The organism is Nocardioides sp. SYSU D00038 (assembly GCF_016924665.1).
GTDB lineage: Bacteria > Actinomycetota > Actinomycetes > Propionibacteriales > Nocardioidaceae > Nocardioides.
Map to the genome: position 1 here is coordinate 30,900 of NZ_JAFFJT010000034.1, position 23,232 is coordinate 54,131.

The 23,232-nt window shown below is 74.5% G+C and carries 26 protein-coding genes and 1 other RNA gene; 13 read left to right on the plus strand and 14 right to left on the minus strand.

The annotated features are described in order from the left end of the window. Nucleotides 1-29 precede the first annotated feature (29 nt). Nucleotides 30-1,184, plus strand: coding sequence for a PQQ-dependent sugar dehydrogenase (locus JT721_RS19405; RefSeq protein WP_205475079.1), 1,155 nt, complete (start codon nt 30-32; stop codon nt 1,182-1,184). Nucleotides 1,185-1,206: 22 nt separating this feature from the next. On the opposite strand, the gene JT721_RS19410 is transcribed toward JT721_RS19405, so the two are convergent. Both JT721_RS19410 and JT721_RS19415 read right to left on the minus strand, forming a co-directional pair. Continuing rightward, nucleotides 1,207-1,476: a hypothetical protein gene (locus JT721_RS19410; protein ID WP_307828154.1), complete on the minus strand. Its 270-nt coding sequence runs from the start codon at nt 1,474-1,476 to the stop codon at nt 1,207-1,209. 4 nt (nt 1,477-1,480) lie between these two features. After that, nucleotides 1,481-1,666, minus strand: coding sequence for a hypothetical protein (locus JT721_RS19415; RefSeq protein WP_205475080.1), 186 nt, complete (start codon nt 1,664-1,666; stop codon nt 1,481-1,483). A gap of 43 nt (nt 1,667-1,709) precedes the next feature. Between JT721_RS19415 and map the strand changes: the two genes are divergently transcribed. Genes map through JT721_RS19435 form a run of 4 tightly spaced genes read left to right on the plus strand, consistent with a single transcriptional unit; the run spans nt 1,710 to nt 5,991 of the window. Next, nucleotides 1,710-2,570: a type I methionyl aminopeptidase gene (gene map, locus JT721_RS19420; RefSeq protein ID WP_307828155.1), complete on the plus strand. Its 861-nt coding sequence runs from the start codon at nt 1,710-1,712 to the stop codon at nt 2,568-2,570. Between the two features lie 51 nt (nt 2,571-2,621). Next, nucleotides 2,622-4,223 carry a circularly permuted type 2 ATP-grasp protein gene (locus JT721_RS19425; protein ID WP_205475082.1) on the plus strand — a complete coding sequence of 534 codons (1,602 nt, stop codon included), beginning with the start codon at nt 2,622-2,624 and terminating at the stop codon, nt 4,221-4,223. Then, nucleotides 4,217-5,149: an alpha-E domain-containing protein gene (locus JT721_RS19430; protein ID WP_205475083.1), complete on the plus strand. Its 933-nt coding sequence runs from the start codon at nt 4,217-4,219 to the stop codon at nt 5,147-5,149. The genes JT721_RS19425 and JT721_RS19430 overlap by 7 nt, the downstream gene beginning before the upstream one ends. Further along, entirely contained in the window at nt 5,146-5,991 is an 846-nt protein-coding gene (locus tag JT721_RS19435) for a transglutaminase family protein (protein WP_205475084.1), read from the plus strand. Before JT721_RS19430 ends, JT721_RS19435 begins: the two co-directional genes overlap by 4 nt. A gap of 23 nt (nt 5,992-6,014) precedes the next feature. On the opposite strand, the gene JT721_RS19440 is transcribed toward JT721_RS19435, so the two are convergent. Continuing rightward, nucleotides 6,015-6,506, minus strand: a complete 492-nt coding sequence (locus tag JT721_RS19440) for a hypothetical protein (protein ID WP_205475085.1) — start codon at nt 6,504-6,506, stop codon at nt 6,015-6,017. 78 nt (nt 6,507-6,584) lie between these two features. Here JT721_RS19440 and JT721_RS19445 point away from each other — a divergent pair, with 78 nt between their 5' ends. The 5 genes from JT721_RS19445 to rnpB all read left to right on the plus strand — a co-directional run bounded on the left by JT721_RS19445 (nt 6,585) and on the right by rnpB (nt 10,445). After that, nucleotides 6,585-7,373, plus strand: coding sequence for an MBL fold metallo-hydrolase (locus JT721_RS19445; protein WP_205475086.1), 789 nt, complete (start codon nt 6,585-6,587; stop codon nt 7,371-7,373). A 38-nt stretch (nt 7,374-7,411) separates the two neighbouring features. Beyond that, nucleotides 7,412-7,549, plus strand: a complete 138-nt coding sequence (locus tag JT721_RS19450) for a hypothetical protein (RefSeq protein ID WP_205475087.1) — start codon at nt 7,412-7,414, stop codon at nt 7,547-7,549. Between the two features lie 41 nt (nt 7,550-7,590). Next, nucleotides 7,591-8,235 (plus strand): TetR/AcrR family transcriptional regulator, encoded by a 645-nt coding sequence (locus tag JT721_RS19455; protein ID WP_205475088.1) that lies wholly within the window; start codon nt 7,591-7,593, stop codon nt 8,233-8,235. 545 nt (nt 8,236-8,780) lie between these two features. Beyond that, nucleotides 8,781-9,953: an HNH endonuclease signature motif containing protein gene (locus JT721_RS19460; RefSeq protein ID WP_205475089.1), complete on the plus strand. Its 1,173-nt coding sequence runs from the start codon at nt 8,781-8,783 to the stop codon at nt 9,951-9,953. 83 nt (nt 9,954-10,036) lie between these two features. Beyond that, an RNA gene (rnpB, locus tag JT721_RS19465) (RNase P RNA component class A) lies at nt 10,037-10,445 on the plus strand. Between the two features lie 58 nt (nt 10,446-10,503). On the opposite strand, the gene JT721_RS19470 is transcribed toward rnpB, so the two are convergent. Further along, the gene (locus tag JT721_RS19470; RefSeq protein WP_205475090.1) at nt 10,504-10,695 is read right to left on the minus strand and encodes a hypothetical protein; all 192 of its coding nucleotides are present in this window, start codon (nt 10,693-10,695) and stop codon (nt 10,504-10,506) included. Nucleotides 10,696-10,765: 70 nt separating this feature from the next. Next, nucleotides 10,766-11,668, minus strand: coding sequence for a LysR substrate-binding domain-containing protein (locus JT721_RS19475; RefSeq protein ID WP_205475091.1), 903 nt, complete (start codon nt 11,666-11,668; stop codon nt 10,766-10,768). Between the two features lie 223 nt (nt 11,669-11,891). On the opposite strand from JT721_RS19475, the gene JT721_RS19480 reads away from it, so the two are divergent. Further along, nucleotides 11,892-15,311, plus strand: coding sequence for a bifunctional proline dehydrogenase/L-glutamate gamma-semialdehyde dehydrogenase (locus JT721_RS19480; RefSeq protein ID WP_205475130.1), 3,420 nt, complete (start codon nt 11,892-11,894; stop codon nt 15,309-15,311). A gap of 16 nt (nt 15,312-15,327) precedes the next feature. Here JT721_RS19480 and JT721_RS19485 read toward each other — a convergent pair whose 3' ends face one another. The 8 genes from JT721_RS19485 to JT721_RS19520 all read right to left on the minus strand — a co-directional run bounded on the left by JT721_RS19485 (nt 15,328) and on the right by JT721_RS19520 (nt 20,427). Continuing rightward, nucleotides 15,328-15,861, minus strand: coding sequence for a GNAT family N-acetyltransferase (locus JT721_RS19485; protein ID WP_205475092.1), 534 nt, complete (start codon nt 15,859-15,861; stop codon nt 15,328-15,330). A 31-nt stretch (nt 15,862-15,892) separates the two neighbouring features. Continuing rightward, nucleotides 15,893-16,321, minus strand: a complete 429-nt coding sequence (locus JT721_RS19490; protein WP_205475093.1) for a tetratricopeptide repeat protein — start codon at nt 16,319-16,321, stop codon at nt 15,893-15,895. 107 nt (nt 16,322-16,428) lie between these two features. After that, a complete protein-coding gene (locus JT721_RS19495; RefSeq protein WP_205475094.1) occupies nt 16,429-16,593 on the minus strand; it encodes a hypothetical protein in 165 nt (54 codons plus the stop codon). Then, entirely contained in the window at nt 16,580-17,188 is a 609-nt protein-coding gene (locus JT721_RS19500; RefSeq protein ID WP_205475095.1) for a DUF3618 domain-containing protein, read from the minus strand. Before JT721_RS19500 ends, JT721_RS19495 begins: the two co-directional genes overlap by 14 nt. After that, nucleotides 17,164-17,571 (minus strand): phage holin family protein, encoded by a 408-nt coding sequence (locus tag JT721_RS19505; RefSeq protein WP_205475096.1) that lies wholly within the window; start codon nt 17,569-17,571, stop codon nt 17,164-17,166. Before JT721_RS19505 ends, JT721_RS19500 begins: the two co-directional genes overlap by 25 nt. Continuing rightward, nucleotides 17,568-18,299, minus strand: a complete 732-nt coding sequence (locus JT721_RS19510; protein WP_205475097.1) for a hypothetical protein — start codon at nt 18,297-18,299, stop codon at nt 17,568-17,570. Before JT721_RS19510 ends, JT721_RS19505 begins: the two co-directional genes overlap by 4 nt. A 132-nt stretch (nt 18,300-18,431) precedes the next feature. After that, nucleotides 18,432-19,235 carry an SDR family oxidoreductase gene (locus JT721_RS19515; RefSeq protein WP_205475098.1) on the minus strand — a complete coding sequence of 268 codons (804 nt, stop codon included), beginning with the start codon at nt 19,233-19,235 and terminating at the stop codon, nt 18,432-18,434. A 43-nt stretch (nt 19,236-19,278) separates the two neighbouring features. After that, nucleotides 19,279-20,427, minus strand: coding sequence for a hypothetical protein (locus JT721_RS19520; protein ID WP_205475099.1), 1,149 nt, complete (start codon nt 20,425-20,427; stop codon nt 19,279-19,281). Nucleotides 20,428-20,503: 76 nt separating this feature from the next. On the opposite strand from JT721_RS19520, the gene JT721_RS19525 reads away from it, so the two are divergent. Further along, complete coding sequence (locus tag JT721_RS19525) at nt 20,504-20,959, plus strand: NUDIX domain-containing protein (protein ID WP_205475100.1); 456 nt, start codon at nt 20,504-20,506, stop codon at nt 20,957-20,959. Here the strand turns inward: JT721_RS19525 and JT721_RS19530 are convergent. Beyond that, nucleotides 20,946-22,394 carry an RNB domain-containing ribonuclease gene (locus JT721_RS19530; RefSeq protein WP_205475101.1) on the minus strand — a complete coding sequence of 483 codons (1,449 nt, stop codon included), beginning with the start codon at nt 22,392-22,394 and terminating at the stop codon, nt 20,946-20,948. The two genes, JT721_RS19525 and JT721_RS19530, sit on opposite strands and share 14 nt — an antisense overlap. Before the next feature lie 58 nt (nt 22,395-22,452). On the opposite strand from JT721_RS19530, the gene yaaA reads away from it, so the two are divergent. After that, nucleotides 22,453-23,232, plus strand: coding sequence for a peroxide stress protein YaaA (gene yaaA / locus JT721_RS19535; protein ID WP_205475102.1), 780 nt, complete (start codon nt 22,453-22,455; stop codon nt 23,230-23,232).

The window sequence follows — 23,232 nt, forward strand, 5'->3', positions numbered from 1 at the left end:
ACGGGGGCCGCGCGTGGGTACCGTGGCGCATGCGCACCCCCGTCGTCGCCGCCGCCCTCCTCGCCCTGCTCGCGCCGGCCGCCCCGGCCGTCGCCCACGACCGGCCCGCCACCCCTACTGCCTCCAGCGCCGATCGGGCCGCGCCCCGGCTCGTGGTGCGCACGGTCGCCCGCGGGCTCGACCATCCCTGGGACGTCCGGCCGATCGGCAACGGCCGCCTGCTGGTCACCGAGCGGAAGGCCCGGCTCTCGGTGGTCAGGAACGGTCGCTCGCGCACGGTGCGCTTCCCCCGCAGCAGCGTCTGGGTCTCGGGCGAGACCGGCCTGATGGGGCTCGAGGTCGACCCCGGCTTCGCCCGCAACCGCCGCTTCTACACCTGCCAGGGCGGTTTCGCCGGCGGCAACCACGACGTCCGGGTGATCGCCTGGCGGCTGAACAGGAAGGCGACCCGGGCGACGTTCAAGCGTCGTCTGGTCGCCGGCATCCCGGCCACCTCGGGCCGCCACGGCGGCTGTCGTCTGCTGGTGGCCCGCGACGGCTCGCTGCTGGTCGGCACCGGCGACGCCGCCGTCGGCACCAACCCTCGCGACCTCGGCTCGCTGGGCGGCAAGACCCTGCGCCTGGACCGGTTCACCGGCCGCCCGTGGCCCACGAACCCGTTCATCGGCAGCAGCAACCCGCGGACCCGCTACCTGTTCACCTACGGCCACCGCAACGTGCAGGGTCTGGCCCAGCGCGCCGACGGCACCCTCTGGTCGGTCGAGCAGGGCAGCGACCGCGACGACGAGGTCAACCTGCTGCGTCGCGGCGGCGACTACGGCTGGCACCCGGTGCCGGGCTACAACGAGTCGGTGCCGATGACCGACCAGTCGCTGCCCGGCCCCCAGCAGGCCGCCCGGTGGCGCTCCGGCCCGTCGACGCTCGCCACCTCGGGCGGCACGTTCGTCGCCGGCCGCCAGTGGGGCGCGCTCGACGGCACCCTCGCCGTGGCCGTGCTCAAGGCGCAGCGGGTGCTGTTCCTGACCTTCGGCCCGCGCGGTGCGCTCAGGAAGGTCCGCACCCCCGCGGCGCTGCGCCAGTACGGCCGGATCCGCCAGGTGAGCCGGGCCCGCGGCGGCGCGCTGCTGGTCACCACCGACAACGGCGGCGGCCGCGACGTCGTGCTCAAGGTGACGCCGCGCTGACGCCGGCGCCGAGCGCAGCGGGTCAGGCCGTCCAGTCGAGGAACAGGCCGCCCAGGGTCACCACGCCGAACCACAGCACCACCGCGATCACCGGGAGCACCACCACCCGGGTCGGGTGGGGCGTCCACCACGTGCAGGCGAGCACGAAGAGCACCACCCACACGACCATGAGGAGCACCACCGCCCACCACGGCGCGAGCAGGCCGCTGGCGGCGTAGAGGAAGAACACCGAGGCCATGCCGGCCATGCCGACGAACGGCCACGGCGAGACGGCCCTCGCGTTGCGGGCCACCGCCTCAGTCCTCGAGGTCCTCGTCGTTCCAGTTCGGGTCGTGGTCCCAGGCGTCGTTGCGCTCCTCGACCTTCTCCAGCGCCCGGGACGCCTCGGCCTCGGAGGAGTAGGGACCGAGCCGGTCCTTGTTCGGGCAGCCGTCCTCACCCTCGACGGTCTTGTGCTTGAGGCAGTACCAGAACTCGCTCATGGCGCGAACCTACTCCCCGCGGGGCCGCGTAGCGTTGACCTCCGTGACCACCGCCGCGCCCTCCGTCCGACCCGGCACGATCTCGCCGCGGCGGCCCGTGCCCGCGACCGTCCCACGGCCCGAGTACGTCGACCGCCCGGCGCCGGAGCCGTTCACCGGCCGCGAGGTCAAGGACGCCGGGACCATCGAGCGGATGCGCGCCGCTGGCCGGCTCGCGGCCCGGGCGCGCGACCTGGTGGGCAGCCACGTCGCCCCCGGCGTGACGACCGACAAGCTCGACCGGATCGGCCACGAGTACCTCTGCGACCACGGCGCCTACCCCTCGACGCTGGGCTACCGCGGCTTCCCCAAGTCGCTGTGCTCGAGCGTCAACGAGGTGGTCTGCCACGGGATCCCCGACAGCCGGGTGATCGAGGACGGCGACATCGTCAACATCGACATCACCGCCTACCTCGACGGCGTGCACGGCGACACCAACGCCACCTTCCTCGCCGGCGACGTCGACGAGGAGTCGCGGCTGCTGGTCGAGCGCACCCGCGAGGCCCTCGAGCGCGGCATCCGCGCGGTCAAGCCGGGTCGGCGGATCAACGTCATCGGCCGGGTCATCGAGTCCTACGCCAAGCGGTTCGGCTACGGCGTCGTGCGCGAGTTCACCGGCCACGGCATCGGCACCGTCTTCCACAGCGGGCTCGTCGTCCCCCACTACGACACCGGCGCCTACGACGACCTGATCGAGGTCGGCATGACCTTCACGATCGAGCCGATGCTCAACCTCGGCACCCACGAGTGGACGATGTGGGACGACGGCTGGACCGTGGTCACCGACGACCTGCGGCGCAGCGCCCAGTTCGAGCACACGCTGCTGGTCACCCCCGACGGCGCCGAGGTGCTGACCCACCCCTGAGGGGGAGCCGACCGAAACAATCCGGACACGCCGCGTGCGTAGGGTCTGGCCATGAACATGTTCGAGGGCTACCTCTCCCGGGGCCCGGCGTACGACGAGATGTTCGACGGCACCGACCTTCGCCCGCCGTACCAGCGGCTGCGCGCGTCGCTCGAGGGGATGTCGAGCACCGACCTCGTGGGCCGGGTGGAGGCGCTGCAGGCCAGCTACCTCGACCAGGGCGTGACCTTCGACATCGGCGGCGAGGAGCGGGCCTTCCCGCTCGACATCCTGCCGCGGGTCATCGAGCTCGACACCTGGTCGACGATCGACCGCGGGGTGCAGCAGCGGGTGCGCGCGCTGGAGGCGTTCCTGGCCGACGTCTACGACACCGGCCAGGTCTTCGACGACGGCGTGGTGCCGCGCTCGGTCGTGACCTCGTCGTCCCACTTCCACCGGGCCGCCGCCAACGTCCGGCCGCCGAACGGCGTGCGCGTGCACGTGAGCGGCATCGACCTGGTGCGCGACGACGCGGGCGAGTTCCGGGTGCTCGAGGACAACGTGCGGGTGCCGTCGGGGGTGTCCTACGTGATCACCAACCGCCGGGCGATCTCGGCGGCGCTGCCCGAGACCATCGCCGCCCACCGGATCCGCCCGGTGGCGTCGTACCCCCAACGGCTGCTGGCCGCGCTGCGCGCCGCCGCGCCGGCCGGCGTCACCGACCCGACCGTCGTCGTGCTCACCCCGGGCGTCTACAACGGCGCCTACTTCGAGCACGCGCTGCTGGCCCGCACGATGGGCGTCGAGCTGGTCGAGGGCCGCGACCTCGAGTGCCGGCGCGGCCGGGTGATGATGCGCACCACCAAGGGCCGCGAGCCGGTGCACGTCATCTACCGCCGCGTCGACGACGACTTCCTCGACCCCGTGCACTTCCGGGCCGACTCCGTGCTCGGCTGCCCCGGCATGATCGACGCCGCGCGCGCGGGCAACGTGACGCTCGCCAACGCCGTGGGCAACGGCGTCGCCGACGACAAGCTCGTCTACACCTACCTGCCCGACATCATCCGCTACTACCTCGCCGAGGACCCGGTGATCCGCAACGTCGACACCTGGCGGATGGGCGACGAGAAGTCGCGCGAGGAGGTGCTCGACCGCCTCGACGAGCTGGTGCTCAAGCCGGTGGACGGCTCCGGCGGCAAGGGCATCGTGATCGGGCCGGCGGCCAGCCGGGCCGAGCTCGACGAGCTGCGCACCAAGGTGCTCGCCGACCCGCGGTCGTGGATCGCCCAGCCCGTCGTGCAGCTCTCGACGGTGCCGACCTTCGTCGACGGCCGGTTGGGGCCGCGCCACGTCGACCTGCGCCCGTTCGCCGTCAACGACGGCAACCGGGTCTGGGTGCTGCCGGGCGGGCTGACCCGGGTCGCGCTCGCGGAGGGTGAGCTGATCGTCAACTCCTCGCGCGGCGGTGGCTCCAAGGACACCTGGGTGCTGGCGGGGGCTCCCCGGGCCGCCACGCCCGAACCGCCGGCCGCTCCCGCTCCCCCGCCGCCGCCCGCGCCCGAGATGGACGTCGGGCCGGCACTGGCCGAGCTCACCAGCCACCACGACCAGCAGCAACAGCAGCAACAGGGCCGGAGCCGGGCGGCGGGTCCGGGAGGGGAGGCGTCGTGCTGAGCCGGATCGCGGAGTCGATGTTCTGGATCGGTCGCTACGTCGAGCGCGCCGAGGACACCGCGCGGATCCTCGACGTGCAGACCCAGCTGATCCTCGAGGACGCCACCATCGACGAGGAGGCCACCTGCCGCGAGCTGCTGTCGGTGATGGGGGTCGAGGACGAGCCCGAGGGTCGCGTCGACGTGGCGCTCATCCTCGACCTGCTCGCCTACGACCCCGCTTCGACGGTCTCGATCGCCTCCGCCCTGGGCGCGGCCCGCGAGAGCGCCCGGCGGGCGCGCGAGACGCTCTCGACGACGATGTGGGAGGCGATCAACACCACCTACCGGGCGATCCCGTCGGGGCAGTTCCACGCGCTGCGCGCCCCGCACGTCTTCCAGTGGGTGCGCGAGCGCGCGGCCCTGGTGAACGGCACCGCCGACGCGACGATGACCCGTGACGAGGGCTGGCACTTCCTCATGCTCGGCCGCTGCGTCGAGCGCGCCGACATGACCTCGCGGCTGGTGGCCAGCGCCTCGATCGCCTCGGCCAGCGGGGCGCCGTGGACCGGCACGCTGCGGGCCTGCGGCGCCTACGAGGCCTTCCTGCGCACCTACCGGGGGCTCGAGACCGAGCGGGGTGCGGCCGAGTTCCTGCTGCTCGACCGCTGGTTCCCCCGGTCGGTGGTGTTCTCGCTCAACCGGGCCGAGCAGTGCCTCGACAACCTCGAGGCGGCCGGCTCGCGCGCGGGCTTCGAGAACGAGGCCCAGCGGCTGCTCGGCCGGATGCGCGCGGAGCTGGAGTACCGCTCGCTCTCCGACGTGATGGCCGACCTGCCGGCCGAGATGGAGCGGCTGCAGCGAGCCTGTGCGCTGGCCACCGAGGCCGTCACCCGGCGCTACTTCGCCGGCGCCGAGGCGCTGACCTGGCAGGGGGTCCGGGCATGAGCATGCAGCTGCGCGTCGTCCACACCACGTCCTTCGACTACGACGGCAGGGCGGTCGCGTCGTACAACCAGGCCCGACTCACGCCGGTGACCACGCCCGAGCAGATCGTGGTCCACAACCGGGTCGAGGTGACGCCGACGCCGTGGACCTACGACTACCGCGACTACTTCGGCAACCAGGTCACGGCGTTCGAGGTCGTCGACCCGCACGAGTCGATGACCGTGTCGGCGTCGTCCACCGTGCACACCAACCGCCCGCCCGCCGGCGCGCCGAGGCTGGGCTGGGCCGACCTCGGCGGGGGCGAGGTCGCCGACCGGTGGACCGAGTTCCTCGCCCTGGGGCCCCTGGTGGCGCCGCCGGAGGAGTTCGCGCAGCGGGTCGCCGCCCTGGCCCGGGACGCCGCGACGCCCGGCGAGGCGGCTCGCGGCGTGTGCGAGCTGGTGCACGGCGAGGTCGACTACATCCAGGGCGCCACCGACGTGCAGACCCGGGCCGCGCTCGCGTGGGAGCAGCGCGCCGGCGTCTGCCAGGACATGGTCCACCTGGTGATCGGCGGCCTGCGCTCGATCGGCGTCCCGGCCCGCTACGTCTCCGGCTACTTCCACCCCCACGCCGAGCCCGTCGTCGGCGACACGGTGCGCGCCGAGTCGCACGCCTGGGCGGAGTGGTGGGACGACGGCTGGCGCGCCTTCGACCCCACCAACAACCACGACCCCGGCGACCGCTACGTCGTGGTGGCCACCGGTCGCGACTACCAGGACGTCAAGCCGCTCTCGGGCATCTACTCGGGTGCGGCCACGTCGAGGATGACCGTGGAGGTCGACGTCACGCGGCTGGCCTGAGCCGCAGGTGGCCCCGAGTCGCCTCAGGTGGCCCGGATCGCCACGACGAGCAGCAGCACCAGGGTGACCATCGCGATCGCGTGGTGGACGTGCCGGGCCGCCGAGGGCATCAGGTCCTCGACGAAGGCCTCGTCGCCCGGCTCGCGCCGGGCGAGCTGCGCCTCCATGGCGGCGTGCGCCTCGGCGGGCAACGAGGCCGGGGTGGCGACGCGCACCGGGGTCTGCACCTTCCCGCGGTGCAAAGAGGTGTGCAGCATGAGGAGGTGCCCACCCATGGCCGTGGCGAGCAGGAACCCGAACGACGTCCAGGCCAACCCCGGGTGCCGCTCGTACATGAAGGCCAGGTAGACGGCGAAGCCCGACCCGGCCAGCACCGGGTGGACGAACAGCATGAGGGGCGGCAGCCGGGTGGCCCGGGCCGCGCTCCCCGGCTTCCCGGTGTCGAGGGTGAACGTCCACAGGTAGGCACCGAGCAGCATCGTGATGATCCAGGTGCCGAGGGTCAGTGCGGCCATCCGTCGTCCTCCTCGTGGTCGGGCAGCTCACCTGTCGGGTATCCCGTCTGCGCGCTCCCATCCGGGGCACCGAGACGCATGCCCGACACCTCCCTGGAGTTCATCGGAACCGCGACCACGGTGCTGCGGCTGGGCCCGTTCACCCTGCTCACCGACCCCAACTTCCTGCACCGCGGCCAACGGGCCTACCTCGGCAAGGGGCTGTGGTCGCGGCGGCTCACCGAGCCCTCCCGCCAACCCGCGGACCTGCCGCCCCTCGACGGGGTGGTGCTCTCGCACCTGCACGGCGACCACTTCGACCGGATCGCCCGGCGCGAGCTCGACCACGACCTGCCCGTGCTCACCACGGCCGCGGCGGCGCGCACCCTGCGGAGGTGGGGCTTCGGGGCGGCCCGGGGTTTGGAGACGTGGGAGTCGACGACCTGGCAGCGCGACGGGTGGAGCCTCCGGGTGGTGTCGGTGCCCGGGGTCCACGCCCCCGGCCCGGCCCGCGCCCTGCTGCCTCCGGTGATGGGCACCGTGCTCGAGCTCACCGACGACGCCGGCCGGCTGCACCGCACCTACCTCAGCGGCGACACCCTGCGCCGGCCGTGGCTGCGCGAGGTCGTCGAGCGCACCGGTCCGCTCGACGCGGCCGTGCTGCACCTCGGCGGCACCAGGGTGCTCGGCCTCACCGTCACCATGGACGGCGAGCAGGGCGCCGAGCTGGTCGAGCTGCTCGACCCGGCCCTCGCCGTACCCGTGCACCACGACGACTACCGCGCCTTCCGCTCGCCGCTCTCGGACTTCCTCGACGCCTGCGAGCGCCGCGGCCTCGGGTCGCGGGTGCGCACCGTCGAGCGCGGCGACCGGATCGCCCTGGTCTGACGAGGTCTGGGCCGGGTCGGGTCGGGCACCGCACGGTCATGACCGACTCACAGCAGACGCCCGAGCCCCAGCAGGACGACCAGGTCGAGGACCAGATCGAGGACCAGGACGCCGAGCCCTCCCTCAACGCCCCCGACGGCGGCCCCGACGGCCAGGAGGCCGACACCGCGGACTGATCGCCGCACGGCTCCACCCACCCCCGCGCTAGATTCGGTCCATGGACCACCGGGGAGGGGTGGGCGTCCTGGGGAGGAACGCCCACGAGGACGGCGTGCCTGATCGCGCCACCGTGCCGACCAGCCGCGCCCAGCGCACCAGGGAGGCGCTGCGGGAGGCCGCGGTGCGCCACTTCCTGCGCGACGGCTTCGACAAGGCGAGCGTCCCCGCCATCGCGGCGGAGGTCGGCGTCACCGAGCGCACGTTCTACCGCCACTTCGCCACCAAGGACGAGGTGCTGTTCGCCGACCTGACCGAGCGGCTGGCGTGGTTCCACGACGCGCTCCGCGGCCGCCCGGTCGACGAGGACCTCGCCGACTCCGTGCTCACCGCCCTCGCCTCCGCCCCCACCGACGCCCACCTGGTCGTGGAGATCGCCCGGCTGCGCACCCAGCTGCTCAGCCACGAGCGCATCGAGAGCGCCTACCGCAACAGCCAGACCTTCGTCGCCGGCGACGTCCGCGCCGTCCTGCGCGAGCGCGGCGCCGACGACCTCGACGCCGCCGTCCGCGCCGAGCTGGTCGCCGGGGCCGTCTTCGCGGCCCTCATGGTCTGGACCGAGGGTCCCGGCCCCCACGACCTCGACTCCCTCGTCCGGCTCACCGCCGACGCCCTCTCCCGGGTGCGGCCTGCTCTGGCTGGCTGAGGAAGGACGAAGTCCTTCACCCGTTACCCGGTGGGACGAGCGCCCTCCTTGGGCCACCGTTCGGGTCACTCCGAGGCTGACTCGGGGCGCCCGCGCGCCTAGCAGGCCGACGCTCGCCGTCAAGGATTCCCTGCGGCGCCTTCGGCGTCCTTGACCGCGAGCCTCGGTCGGCCTGCTGTACGGCGCACTGCCGGCACTCGCAAGCTCGCGCCGCCAGCATGCGCGGGCGCTCGTCCCACCGCTGGTCGAGCAGCGAGCGCCAGCGAGCGTCGTCGAGACCCCGTACGACGACAGCACTCCGGCGGGGACGCAGGGCGTTCGGCCGGCGGGGGTTTCGAGACAGTCGCTAGCGCGACTTCCTCAACCAACGGCGTTGGTTGAGGTGCGAGGAGCGCCAGCGACGAGCCTCGAAACCCGGCGAGACGAACGCCCTCCCACAACCACCGGACCACGCCCAGAAAAAAACCGAGAAAGTTCCGGATCCCCTTGTGGACAACGCCGAAAACAGGGGCCAGACTGTCGGTGGCCGGTGCTTGGATGAAGGTATGGCAGCCAGCCACGCCGAACCCTTCGACACCGCCGACGCGGTGCTCGACCGGCTGCGCCGCAACCGCACCGAGATCGCCCGGCTCGAGGCCGACAACCTCGCCTGGGCGTGCGCCTGGGGCGACCTCCACCCCGGCGAAGCCCTCCTCGACACCGTCCCCGGCAGCGAGCAACCCGCCCGGCTCGGCGGCCACGGCTGCCCCGAGGTCGCGGAGTTCTGCGTCGCCGAGCTCGGCGTCGCCCTCGGCATCTCAACACCCGCCGCACGCAGCTACTTGGCCGAGGCGCTCGAGCTGCGGCACCGGCTCCCTCGGTTGTGGCACCGGGTGCAGGCCGGGCACACCGTCGCCTGGAAGGCCCGCCTCGTCGCCCGCCAGACCATGACCCTGCCCAAGGCCGGCGCCGCCTACGTCGACCACCGACTCGAGTCGAAGGCCACCCGGCTCGGGCCCAGGCAGATCGAGGTGCTGGTCAACGAGGCCATGCTGCGCTTCGACCCCGCACAAGCCGAAGCCGACCGCGTCAAGGCGGCCGAGCAGCGGCACGTCACCATCACCCACGGCGCCAACGGCATCGCCTACGTCGACGCGATCGTCGACACCGCCGTCGCCATCGACCTCGAAGCAGCGCTCGCCGCAGCAGCCGCGAAGATCGACACCGACCAGCCCCTCGACGTACGACGCTCCATCGCGCTCGGCCACCTCGCCCAGAGCGACGCCGGACGCGAGATCGTGATCCATGTCCACGACCAGCAGGTCGGACACCTCGACGACACTGGTCAGCCGCTGCTGGTCACCCAGGTCGAGCAGTGGTGCCGAGAAGCCGGCACGACGGTGACCGTCAAGCCCGTCATCGACCTCAACCAGCACCTACAGACCGACAGCTACCACCCCACCGAGCTACTGCAACGCCAGACCCAGCTGAAGATCCAGCACTGCGCAGCACCCTGGTGCACCAGACCAGCCAGACGCTGCGACACCGACCACACCCTGCCGTACGAGCAGGGCGGCACCACCTGCTCGGGCAACCTCGTCCCGCTCTGCCGCTGGCACCACCGGATGAAGACCCACACCCGCTGGACCTACCACCGCATCGGCCCGACGACCTTCCTCTGGAAGACACCCCACAACGGCTGGGTCGTCGTCGACCACACCGGCACCTGGGAACCCTGACCACCCCGCCCCACACCCCGCCGACCCAGCACCACGCGAGGGCAGCGGGGGCGGCGGCGTGCCACTAGACTGCCGAGCGCGGATGGGCTGGCCGGGCGACCGCGTGAGCCGGGGGTGACCCCGCTCCCGAGGAAGGTCCGGGCTCCACAGGGCAAGGTGGTGGGTAACTCCCACCCGGGGTGACCCGCGGGACAGTGCCACAGAGAACAGACCGCCACTGCCGCCCTCCGGGGCGGGAGCGGCAAGGGTGAAACGGTGGTGCAAGAGACCACCAGCGGCCCGGGCGACCGGGCCGGCTAGGCAAACCCCACCTGGAGCAAGATCAAGAAGCCGCCCCTCGGGGCGGCGCGCACACGTTCGAGGGCGGCCCGCCCGAGTGTGCGGGTAGATCGCAGGAGGCGACCGGCAACGGCCGTCGTAGATGGATGGTCGCCCACCGGTGACCCGCGAGGGTCCCGGGGACAGAACCCGGCCTACAGGCCAGCCCGTCCGCACCGCACGGAGGATCGGTCAGCCACCCTCGGGCCGTCGCAACCGCTGCTCCGCTGACTCAGCCGTGCTGCCCCCACCGCAACGCTTCCCGCCTACGACGGCCGCCGTGGCTCGCGGGGGTGGCGGACTCCCCCGCGACCGCGGCGAGGATCTCGTCGATCTCGTCGTGGAAGCGCTGGTGCTTCTCGGCGTCGAGGTACGCCGCCCCGCAGAGCGCGCACTCCCTCAGCTCACCGCGTGACTGGCCCATGTGTGGTGCTGCCTCTTCGTCCGAGTGGGGGCCCCGATGCTCCCCAGCGACAGACGGTACCGCGACCGGGTCAGCCTGGCGAGGCCGACCGGTCGCGACCGGCGCGCTCGAGGGCGTCGCGGACGGCGAGGATCGAGGGCCGGCGCGACGACGAGCGCCGGGCCGCGGTGAAGACGGTGCGAACGGGCGAGCCGGGCAGCGGCACCAGGCGGACGGGGGCGGCCTCGCCGCGCCACATCAGGTCGGGCATCAGCGCGACCGCGTTGCCGGAGCGGATCAGCGCGACGTGGGCCTGGAGGTCGGCGGTCTCGAAGCGGATGTCGGGCTCGAAGCCGGCCTGGCGGCACGCCTGCTCGGCGAAGTGGCGCGACGCGGTGCCGCGCGGCTCGGCGACCCAGGGCAGGTCGGTCGTGTCCTCGAGCCGGGTGATGTCGGTGCGGTCGGGGGCGACGGCGAGCCGGATGGCGTCGCCGGTGAGCGGCACCCGGTCGAGCTCCGGGTGCCAGGGCGCGGCGTGGCTCGGGTACTGTTCGGCTACGACGAGGTCGAACTCGCGGGCGTAGGTCTCGAGCAGCGCGCTCTCCGGCTCGCGCTGGCTGATGGTGACCCGCAGTCGCGGGTGCTCGGCCCGCAACGTCTCGAGCATCGCCGGCATCAGCGCCAGCGCCGCGGACTGGAAGATCGCCAGCCGCACCGTGCCGGTCGCCTCCCCCAGCGACGTCTGCAGCTCCGACTCCGCGAGCTCGAGCCGCTCCAGGATCGCGGCGGCGTGCTCGACGAGCAGCTCGGCCTGCGGGGTCAGCTGCACCCGCCGACCGACCTTGCGCAGCAGCGGCGCCCCGGCCTCGCGCTCCAGGGTCGCCAGCTGCTGCGAGACCGACGAGGGGCTCTGGTGGAGCGCGGCGGCGACGCTGGCGATCGTGCCGCGGACGTGCAGCTCGCGCAGCAGCGCGAGGCGTCGTACGTCGAGCATCCGGCCTCCTCGCGTACTCGAGCAATCGTGAAGCAGATGTGACGGATATCGATCAGAAGACAGCGCTGTACCTTAACCGACCGACTGCGCAGACTGGAGGGAACGACCCGTCCCCCTCGGAGGAACCGTGCCCACGCCGCCGCCCCCAACAGCCGCCACAGCCGCCGCCCCGGCAGCCGGCCCCGCCCGGCCGACGTACGCCGACCCGGGTGGGCTCGAGGAGCTGACCGGCCTCGCGCCCGAGGTCGTCGAGACCGTGCGCCGCTGGCTGGCCGAGGCAGCGGCGGAGCCGGTCGACCCGGCGGCCCGCAAGCTGGCCGGGCTGCTCAAGGACCCGCGTGGCCTCGACTTCACCGTCGGCTTCATCGACGGCGTGATCCGGCCGGAGGACCCGCGGGTCGCCGCGGCGACCTTCGCCGACCTGGCCCGCGACGTGCCGCGGTTCCTGCCCTGGCACCTGCGCCAGGCGGTCCGGATCGGCGGCCTCGCCGGGCGGGTCGCGCCGGGGCTGGTCATCCCGGTCGTCCGCCGGGTGCTGCGCTCGATGGTCGGCCACCTCGTCGTCGACGCCCGCGACCGCCAGCTGGGCCGCACGCTGGCGCGGCTGCGCGACCAGGGCACCCGGCTCAACCTCAACCTGCTCGGCGAGGCGGTGCTCGGCGAGCGCGAGGCCGCCCGGCGGCTCGAGGGCACCCACCGCCTGCTGGCCCGCGACGACGTCGACTACGTCTCGATCAAGGTCTCCGCGACCGTCGCCCCCCACTCGCCGTGGGCCTTCGACGAGGCGGTCGACCACATCGTCGACTCCCTCGGCCCGCTGTTCCGCCGCGCCGCTGCCGCGAGCCCGAAGAAGTTCATCAACCTCGACATGGAGGAGTACCGCGACCTCGACCTGACCGTCGCGGTCTTCACCCGGCTTCTCGACCAGCCCGACCTCCTCGACCTCGAGGCCGGCATCGTGCTGCAGGCCTACCTGCCCGACGCGCTGCGGACGATGATCCGCCTCCAGGAGTGGGCCGCGGACCGGCGGGCGCGCGGCGGGGCGGGGATCAAGGTGCGCCTGGTCAAGGGCGCCAACCTCCCGATGGAGCGGGTCGAGGCCGAGCTGCACGGGTGGCCGCTGGCGACCTGGCACTCCAAGCAGGACTCCGACACCAGCTACAAGGCGGTGCTCGACTACGCGCTCCACCCCGAGCGGGTGCGCAACGTGCGGCTCGGCGTCGCGGGCCACAACCTCTTCGACGTCGCCTTCGCGTGGCTGCTCGCCGGCCGGCGCGGGGTCCGCGACGAGGTCGAGCTCGAGATGCTGCTCGGGATGGCGCCCGGCCAGGCCGCCGCCGTACGCCGCGAGGTCGGCTCGCTGCTGCTCTACACCCCGGTGGTGCACCCGGCGGAGTTCGACGTCGCGATCGCCTACCTCATCCGCCGCCTCGAGGAGGGCGCCAGCCGCGAGAACTTCATGTCCGCGGTCTTCGACCTCCACAGCGACCCCGCGCTGTTCGAGCGCGAGCGCGACCGGTTCCTGGCCTCGCTCCACGCACTCGACCGCACCGTGCCCGAACCCCACCGGGTGCAGGACCGCCGCCACGACGACCCGCAGCCGATGACCGGCTTCGCCAACGTGCCCGACACCGACCCCGCGCTGCCCGGCAACGCCGCTTGGGGCCGCGAGGTGCTCGGCCGGGTGCCGGGCAGCCGGCTCGGCGTCGACGCCGTCGAGGCGCACACGCTCACGACCGACGACCAGCTCGACGACGTGCTGACCGGGGCCGTCGAGGCCGGCCGGGCCTGGGGCGCGCTGCCCGGCGCGGGGCGGGCGGCCGTGCTCCACCGCGCCGCGGTGGAGCTGGAGCGCCGCCGGGGCGACCTGCTGGAGGTGATGGCCGCCGAGTGCGGCAAGACCCTCGACCAGGCCGATCCCGAGGTGAGCGAGGCCGTCGACTTCGCCAACTACTACGCCGAGCGCGCGGCCGAGCTCGACGCGATCGACGGCGCCGTCGCCCGCCCGGTCGGGCTGACGGTGGTGACGCCGCCGTGGAACTTCCCCGTCGCGATCCCGGCCGGGTCCACCCTGGCGGCCCTGGCCGCCGGCTCGGCCGTCGTGGTCAAGCCGGCCGGGCAGGCCCGGCGCTGCGGCGCGGTGATGGTCGAGGCGCTGTGGGCGGCGGGGGTGCCCCGCGAGGTGCTGCGGCTCGCCGTGGTGGGCGAGGACGACCTCGGCCGCCGGCTGGTCGCCGACCCCCGGGTGGGTCGCCTGGTCCTCACCGGCGGCTACGAGACCGCCGAGCTGTTCCGCTCCTTCCGCCGCGACCTGCCGCTGCTGGCCGAGACCAGCGGCAAGAACGCCGTCGTCGTCACCCCGAGCGCCGACCTCGACCTGGCCGCCCGCGACGTGGCCTCGTCCGCGTTCGGCCACGCCGGGCAGAAGTGCTCGGCGGCCTCGCTGGTGATCCTGGTCGGTTCGGTTGCCCGCTCCACCCGGTTCCGCAACCAGCTCGTGGACGCGGTGACCTCGCTGCGGGTGGGTCCGCCGTCCGACCCCACCAGCCAGGTGGGTCCGCTGATCGAGCCGGCCTCCGGCAAGCTGCTGCGCGCGCTGACCACGCTCGAGCCCGGCGAGCGCTGGCTGGTCGAGCCGCACCGCCTCGACGAGGAGGGCCGGCTCTGGTCGCCCGGCGTGAAGGAGGGTGTGGCTCCCGGGTCGCCGTTCCACCTCACCGAGTACTTCGGCCCGGTGCTCGGCATCATGACCGCCGAGACGGTCGAGGAGGCCGTCGCCCTGCAGAACCAGGTCGCCTACGGCCTGACCGCGGGCCTGCACTCGCTCGACCCCGAGGAGCTGGCGCTGTGGCTCGAGCGGGTCGAGGCCGGCAACCTCTACGTCAACCGCGGCACCACTGGCGCGATCGTGCGTCGCCAGCCCTTCGGCGGCTGGAAGCGCTCTGCCGTCGGCACCGGCACCAAGGCGGGCGGCCCGAGCTACGTGCTCGGGCTCACCGACTGGGCCAGCGCCCCGGCCACCGCGACCGCAGCGGTTCCGTCGGTGACCGCGCCCTTGCTGGCGGCGGCCAGGGCGGCGGGCCTCGACGGCACCGACCGCCTCGAGCGCGCGCTGCGCAGCGACGCGGCCGCCTGGACCGGCGAGCTCGGCACCGTGCGCGACGTCTCCGGCCTTGCCGCCGAGCGCAACGTGCTGCGTCACCTCCCCCACCCGGTCACCGTCCGCCACGAGCCCGACGCCCCGGTCGTCGACCTGGTGCGGGTCGTCGCCGCGGGCGTGCTGGCCGGGGCGCCCACCACCGTGTCGGCGGCGGTCGCGCTGCCCGACGGGGTGCACACCGCGCTCACCACGGCCGGGGTGGAGGTCGTGGCCGAGGACGCCGAGACGTGGGCGGCCCGGTTGGCCGGCATGCCCGGGGGGCGGGTTCGGCTGGTGGGCGGCGACCCGGCGGCGGCGTACGCCGCCAGCGGCGGGCGCCCCGACGTCGCCGTGCACGCCCAGCCGGTGACCGAGGCCGGCCGGATCGAGCTGCTGCCCTTCCTGCGCGAGCAGGCGGTGAGCATCACCGCCCACCGGTTCGGCACGCCGAACCACCTCAGCGACGACGTGCTGCCGCTGGTCGACCCCGCGCCGGTGCCCTAGGGCGCCGCGCGGGGCGTCAGCGCGCCTCGTCGTGCAGAATCCGCTGGAACAGCACGTGGTCGCGCCACTGGCCCGCGACGAACAGGAAGTTCCGGGCCAGACCGATCCGCTCGAAGCCGGTGCGGCGCAGCACGCCCTGCGACGCGACGTTGTGCACCAGGGTGCCGGCCTCCAGCCGGTGCAGGCCCGCGGCCAGGGCCCCGGCCGCGGCGTGCTCGACGGCCGCGGTGGCCAGGCCGCGCCCGGTGTGCTCGGCATCGATCCAGTAGCCGACGTTCCCGCTCTGCAGCACCGCGCGCACCACGTTGTTGATCGTGACCCGCCCGACGACGAGGTCGCCGTGCTCGACCACCCACGAGAACGCCTGGCCCAGGGCGGTGGCCTGCAGCTGGGCGCCCACGGCCTCGGCCTGGCCGTCGACGGTGAAGAAGGAGTCGGGCCGATCGGGGTCCCACGGGGCGAGGTGCTCGCGGTTGCGCGCGTACGCCGCCGCCAGCGCGTCGACGTGCTCGACGGTCAACGGGACGACCCGGTACCCCTCGGCCAGCACGGATCCATTCAACCCCGCGGCGCGGCCCGGGTCAGTTGCGACTCGCCTGCTGGTGCGGCATCAGCAGGCGCTCCACCCGCAGCACCGCGACCTCGTGCTCGACGTCGCCGCTCATCGCCGCGGCCAGCCGCAGGTGCGGCAGCGCCTCCGCGAGGCGCGACTGGCGCTCGAGCGCCCGGCCGAGCGCGTGCCGGGCCCACACGTCGTCGGGCACGTCGACCACGAGCTCGCGCAGCTCGGCCTCGGCCTTCTGCAGCTGCACCCGGATCAGGTAGGCCCAGGCGCGCAGGCTGCGCAGCCCGGTGTTGCCGGGGTCGCGCTCGAGCGCCGGCTCGAGGATCTCCAGCGCCTGCTCCGGGGCACGGCGGGTCAGCAGGTCGTGGGCGGTGCGGTAGGCGTGCTCGGGGCCGGCCTGCCCGGGGAAGACCACCGGCGGGGCGGAGAGGAACGCGTCGGTCATGCCCGGTCAACCACCGACGGGGCGGGGAGATTCCACGCACGAGGGCGGCCCGACGCCCGTCCGCGTCGAGCCGCCCGGTCCGTGGCGGGGGGTGGGCGCCGGACCCGTCAGTCCGGCGGCTCCTGGTCGGCCTCGGCCTCGTCGGTGTCGCCCGGCGGCACCGTGTAGCCGGGACCGGCGTTGCCGTCGGTCGCCTCGCGCGCCTCCTCGACCGCGGCGGAGCCGTCGGCCTCGAGCGGCTCGGGGGCGGGGGTCGGGTCAGCCTCGGACATCGTCACGCACCTGCTGGGCGGAGTCCTGCGCAGACTCGGTCACGGTGCCCGCCGCCTCGGTGGCGTGCTCCTTGACCTGCGCGGCCGCCTCGGAGGCGTTCTCGCCGACCTGCTGGGCGACGTCGCGAGCGGCGTCCTTGGCGCCGTCGACGACCGTGGTCGCCTGGTCGCGGACCCCCTCGACCAGTGCGTGCGCGGCCTGCGCCTCTCGCCTGCTGGCCGGCATCATCCCGGCCAGCACCATGCCGGCGCCGAAGGCCACCAGGCCGGCAGCGATCGGCGCGCCCTCGATCCGGTCCCGGGTGTCGCTGGCCGCCGACGACAGCGCGTCGCCGGCCGCACCCACGGCGCCGCTCGCGCCGGACTGGACGCTCGACGCGGCGCCGGAACCGGTGCTCGCGACGCTGTCGCGCACTCCGGACGCGGTGCCCATCACCCGGTCGCGGAACGACCCCGCGCGCTGGCGCACCGCCTGCTTGCGCCGGTCGACGATGGCCGAGGGGCTCACCTTGTCCTGGAGCGCGTCGAGGTTGCCCGACATCCGGTCCCGGGTGTCGGCGATCTGGCTGCTCAGCTCTTCTGTGCTCTGGCCCATGCCACGTCCTCCTTGATGGTCTGCTGCGTCCGGGGCAGCTGCGGGTTGCTCTTCTGGAGCGCCTTGCGGCCGGTGAGCGCCAGGACGGCGGCCACCACGGCCCAGACGACGCCGGTGATGAGGGCGGCCGCCTCGACGGGCAGCCAGTTGTCGAGCAGGAACATCAGCGCGAGCGACAGGAACAGCGTGAGGAACCAGCCCGCCAGGCCGGCACCACCGAGCATCCCCGCACCCTTGCCGGTGCGCGACAGCTCCTCCTTGAGCTCGACCTTGGCCAGCTCCATCTCCTGCTTCAGCAGGGTGCTGAGGTCCTGCCCGACCTCGCTGACGATCTGCCCGAGGCTGCGGTCGTCGTCGGCGCCGGGCGGAGGGCCCGCCGTCACGGCTGGCCACCCACGGACGGACCGGTCGACGACGAGCCCTGGGACCCGGCAGGGTCCTGGGTGGGCTGGCCGGGCGGGGTCTGCGGCAGCGGGGCGGTGACCGGGGACGTGGGCGTGCCCGGCCCGCTCGAGCCGGCGACCGGCGCCGGGTCGCTCTGCTGGGTCGGCAGTCCGGTGGTCGCGGTGCCGGTGCCGGTGCCGGTGGCAGTACCTGTGGCGCTGCCGGTCGCGGTGCCGGTGCTGGGCATCGACCCGGCAGCCGCGACGGAGTCACCCGTGCTGCGCAGCAGCCGGCCGGCGAGCACGCCGGCGGCCAGGGCGCCGAGGAGGAAGGTGCCGGGGCGCTCGCGCGCGAACCGGCGTACGTCGTCGAGCAGCTGGCCGGGCTCGTGCTGCTCGAGGTGGGTGCCGAGGCTGCGCGCGCGCTCGGCGGCCTGTCGGGCCAGGTCGGTGACCAGGCCCTGCTGGCCCTGGCCGGCCATCGCGGCGAGCTCGTCGCTGACGCTGGTCAGCGTCTGCGCGACGCGGTCGCGCTGCTGGCGGGCCTGGTCGGCGAGCTGCTCGTTGACCTGGCCGAGCGCGTCGGAGGCGACCTGCTTGGCCTGCTCGGTGGCCTCTCCGGCGAGGGCCCGCGCCTCCGAGGCGGCGTCCTGCGCCACCGAGGTGGCCTCGTCCTTGGCCGTGGACGCCGCCTGCTGGACGTCCTCGGCCTTGCTGGTTGTCGTCATGGGTGGTGACCTCCCGTGGTGTGGCGTGATGTGGCGTGATGTGGCGTGGTGTGGCGTGGTGTCCGGGTGCGGTAACCCGAAGTCCGGGACCTACCCGGCCCCCTTCGGGTGAAGGCGGGGCCCCGTGGGGCGTCAGTCGCGCGGCTTGGTCAGCCGGGCGAGGAGCGGCGTGGCGATCGCGTCGGGGAGGTGGGTGCCGAGCTCGGCCTGGACCCGGTTGAGGAACGACCCGGCGGTCACGTGCGGCTTGCCGGCGACCAGCGCGTCGTAGGCGTCGCGGGCGACCTCGTCGGGGTCGTCCTTGCCGTCCATCTGTCCCAGCCGGGTGTCCTCCATGTCGGCGCGCGAGAAGAACTCGGTGTCGGTGGGTCCCGGCATCAGCGAGGTGACGGTGACCCCGGTGTCCTTGAGCTCCTGTCGGATGCCCTCGGCGAAGGAGTGCACGAACGCCTTCGACGCGGCGTACGTGGCCTGGTAGGGGCCGGGCGCCACGGCCGCCACCGACGAGGTGATGAGCACCCGCCCCTCCCCCCGCGCCACCATGCTGCGCACGAAGGCCTTGGCGAGGTGGACCGTGGACCGGACGTTGAGGTCGACCACGGTCAGGTCGTCCTCGAGCGGCACCTGGTCGAAGCGGCCGTTGGCGCCGACCCCCGCGTTGAGGGCCGCGATCGCGACCGGCTGCTCGCCCACCTCGGCGAGCAGCGCCTGCACGCCCTCGCTGGTGGCCAGGTCGACCTCGACCGGCCGCACCGACCGGCCGCCGGAGGACAGGTCGCGGGCGGCCTCGTGGATCTGCGGCTCGTCAGCGGCGAGCACCAGGTCGTAGCCGTGCTCGGCGAGCACGCCGGCGAGCGAGCGGCCGATGCCGGTGGAGGCGCCGGTGACGACGGCCAGGGGCGCGGGGATGCTGGCGGTGGGATCAGGAGTGCTCATGGCCCGGAGGTATCCGGTCCGCGGGCGAGCATCCCCGCGCGGCTCAGGAGCAGCGGGCGGCGCTGCGCTTGACCAGCGCGGCCCAGACCTTCTGCCCCGGCGTGGTGGGGTGGACCCCGTCGACCAGCAGACCGCGGTTGCGGCTGGCCTTGCGCTGCCAGTCGGCCAGGCAGGTCCCCGGCCGGGTGCGGTCGAGCCGGCGCATGGTCCGGGCGTAGGAGCGGACCTTGCGCACCGTCGACGGCGAGGCGGTGCCCGGTCGGCGGTGGGGCACCACCAGCACCACGCGGGTGCGCGCCGGGAGACCGGCGAGGTAGCCGACCAGGTCGGAGCCGTCGTAGCCGGCCGCCGGGTTGGCGCCGAGCGCCACCACCAGGGTGTCGGGCCACAGGTGGTCGGTGCGGTAGCGGTCGACGCGCGCGTCGAGCTCGCCGATGGTGCGGCCGGGCACCGAGTCGAGCGACCAGCCCGGCCGCTTGGCCGCCAGCTCGTTCTGCGAGCGCCAGCCCACCGAGTCGCCCACGAGGAGCACGCCGCCGCGGGCCGCGGGCGGCACGCCGCCCTGGCGCGGGCCGCAGACGCCGTTCGCGAAGTCCTGGCCGGGGCGGGTGGCGCAGAGCACCCGCGAGCGCTGCGCCGCGACCGTCTGGAACCGGTCGCCCTGCGCCGAGGCGAGGGAGGCGAGCGCCGCCACCCGGGCGGGGTGCAGGCACTCGTCCCAGTAGCCCTCCACCTCGCGGTGCATGACGTACGTCGTGTTGGGGGCCCGGCACAGCGGCGAGCGGGCGACCACGCCGAGCTGGCGGCGCGGGTCGGAGGCGCAGAGGTTGACGGTGGCGACCCAGCGCCGGTGCAGCTGGCGGCACAGCCGCGCGTCGACCTCGAAGCCGTAGGGCCGCGCCGCCCGGCCGCGGTAGAGGCAGACCTCGGCGTCGACCCGGGGGCGCATCCGGTCGGCACCCCGCTGGCAGCGGTGCCGGCTGCACGCCGACCCCGTCCAGGCCCGCCCGAGCAGCGCGCACTGCTGGCGGTCGAGGCGCGCATCGGCCCGCCGCCCGGCGATCTCGGTGATCAGCGACCCGGCGCCGGGGTCGCCCGCGACGGCCGGGGACGGCGCAGCGGCCAGCAGGCCGGCGAGCACCGCGAGCACGGCCGCCACGACCACCGTCGCCCGGGCCCGGTGTGCGCGCATCGTCCCTCCCGCTGGTCCGGTTCGTGATGCCTCGCGGCAGGATACGGACCCGGACGTCGACTGCGAGAATCGGGACATGGGCTGGGCCACCTGCACGCACGGGCACCTGCACTGGGGCCGCCGCGGCGCCGCCGGGCTGCTGCTGGCACGGGCCGGTGGGGTGCTGCTCCAGCTGCGGGCCGGCTGGGCCCACCAGGGCGGCACCTGGTCGATCCCGGGCGGTGCGCGCGAGCGGGGCGAGAGCGCCGTCGAGGCGGCGCTGCGCGAGGCCCACGAGGAGCTCGGCGTCGACCGCTCGGTCGTCGACGTGCGCGGCAGCTACCTCGCGGAGTGCGGCGGGTGGCAGTACGAGACGGTGCTGGCCGTGCCGGCGGTGGCGGAGGTCGCCGTGCGCGACGTGGCCGAGAGCGCGGGCCACGCCTGGGTCGCGGCCGCTGACGTCGACGCACTGCCGCTGCACCCGGCGTTCGCCGCCGCCTGGGCCGACCCCGACGGCGACCTGCGCGACTTCGTCGAGCTCAGCGCAGGGTGAAGGCGACCCGCCGCTCCTGCACGTCGGCGCTGGTGAGCTCGACCCGCACCTCCTCACCCAGCGGCAGCCGCTCGGCGCCGGTGACCCGCGCCTCGACCGCCGGCTCCTGCACGGTGACGGTGCCGCGGGTGCCCTCGCGGTCGTCGACCTCGGTGACGACGCCGGTGAAGGTCTCGCCCACGTGCGGCGCCAGCAGCCCGGCCTCGACCAGGTCGACGACGGCGTTCTCGTACTGCCGGGCGCGGCGGCCGGAGTCCTGGAGCAGCCCGGGCAGGGTCGGCAGCGCCTCGCGCACCCAGCCGGGCACCTCGGTGCCGGCGCACAGCGCGAGGCACACCTCGGAGGCGAACCGGTCGCCGAGCCGGCGCAGCGGGGCCGTGACGTGCGCGTACTCGGTGGCGAGCGCGGCGTGCTGGGGGTCGGCCGGCAGCTCCCCGTCGAACGCGGCGTAGCCGCTGCCGCGCAGCAGCCGGGTGCAGGCCACGACCATGGCCGCGTGGGTGGGCTTCGCGGGGTTGAGGGAGCGGACGAAGTCGGGGTAGAGCTGCTCGGCGGGCCACGCGATCCCCAGCGCCTGGGCGGTGCGGTGGAGGCGGGTGACGTCGCGCGGGTCGGGCGGCGGCAGCGTGCGCAGCAGGCCCACCCGGGCGTAGACCATCAGCGCGGCCGCGGCGAACCCGGTGAGCAGCGAGATCTGCGCGTTCCACTGCTCGACGGGCAGCAGCCCGCGGAACTCCAGCGACCAGGTCTCGCCGTCGACGTCGACCTCCTGCTCGGGCAGCGGCAGCGAGACCCCGCCCCGGGCGGCCTCGCGGGCCAGCCGCCGCTCGCCCACCTCCCTGAGCAGCAGCAGCGTCTCGTCGGCGGTGCCGTCGTCGATGCCGGCCTGGGCGGTCGGGTAGTCGAGCTGGGCGGTCGACCTGACCAGCGCACGCTCGACGTGCATGTCGGTGCGCTCGCCCTCGGCGGTGAGCCGGATCGTCCACAGCAGCGCGGGCCGGACCTGGCCGGCGAGCAGCGAACCGGCGTCCTCGGAGATCACGGTCGGGTGGAGCGGCACCTTGGAGTCGGCGCCGTAGAGCGTCTCGCCGCGCCGGCGGGCCTCGACGTCGACGGGGTCGCCCGGGCGGATGAACGCCGCGAGGTCGGCGATCGCGTAGTGCACGACGTAGCCGTCGCCGTCGCGCTCTATGTGGAGGGCCTGGTCGAGGTCGCGGGCTCCGGGCGGGTCGATCGTGACGAACGGCAGGTCGGTCCGGTCGAGGTCGGGGAGCCGCGGGGCGGCCGCGGCGGCGGCCGCCGCCGCCTCGACCTCGGGCGGGAACTCGGGGGTGACCTCGAGCTCCTGCTGGATGCGCGCGATGCCGTCGGTGAAGACCCGGGCGCCCGCGGAACCGCCGGCGCTGCGGACGTGGACCACGCGGTTGCTCGGCATGCCACCGACCCTAGTGCCCCCTCGGGCACCCTCCCGGACGGGCGCCTAGGGTGACCGCGTGCTGATCCTGCTGCCACCCAGCGAGGGCAAGGCGGCGCCGCGGCGCGGCCGGCCCCTGGACCTCGGCTCCCTCTCCCACCCGGTCCTCACCGAGGCCCGCGAGCGCGTCGTCGACGCCGTCGTCTCGCTGTGCAGCGGCGACCCGGCCGAGGCGGCGCGGGTGCTCGACGTGCCCAAGTCGCAGCCGGAGCTGGTCGACCTCAACGCCCGGGTGCGCGGTGCCCCGACCGCCCGCGCCGACGCGATCTACACCGGGGTGCTCTACGACGCCCTCGGGCTCCCCGGCCTCTCCCCCGCCGCCCGGCGCCGGGCCGCCGGCCGGGTGCGCGTGACCTCCAGCCTGCTCGGCCTGGTCGGTCCCGGCGACCGGCTCCCGGCGTACCGCCTGTCCGGCGACGCCGTGCTGCCCGGCCTGGGCGGGGTGGCCGCCTGGTGGCGCGACCACCTCGGCCCGGCGGTCACCGAGGCGGTGGGCGACGGCCTGCTGGTCGACCTGCGCAGCAGCACCTACGCGGCGTTCTGGCGACCGCCCGCGGACGCCGCCCGCCGGGTCGCGACCGTGCGGGTGCTGCACGAGTCCGCGGGCAGGCGGCAGGTGGTGAGCCACTTCAACAAGGCCACGAAGGGCCGGATCGTCCGCGCGCTCCTGGAGGACGGTGCCAACCCGCGCACCCCCGCCCGGCTCGCCGAGGCGCTCGGCGACCTCGGCTGGACCGTGGAGGTCGACGCGGCCGGGGCCAGGGGGACCCGGCTCGACGTGGTGGTCGGCGAGCTCTGA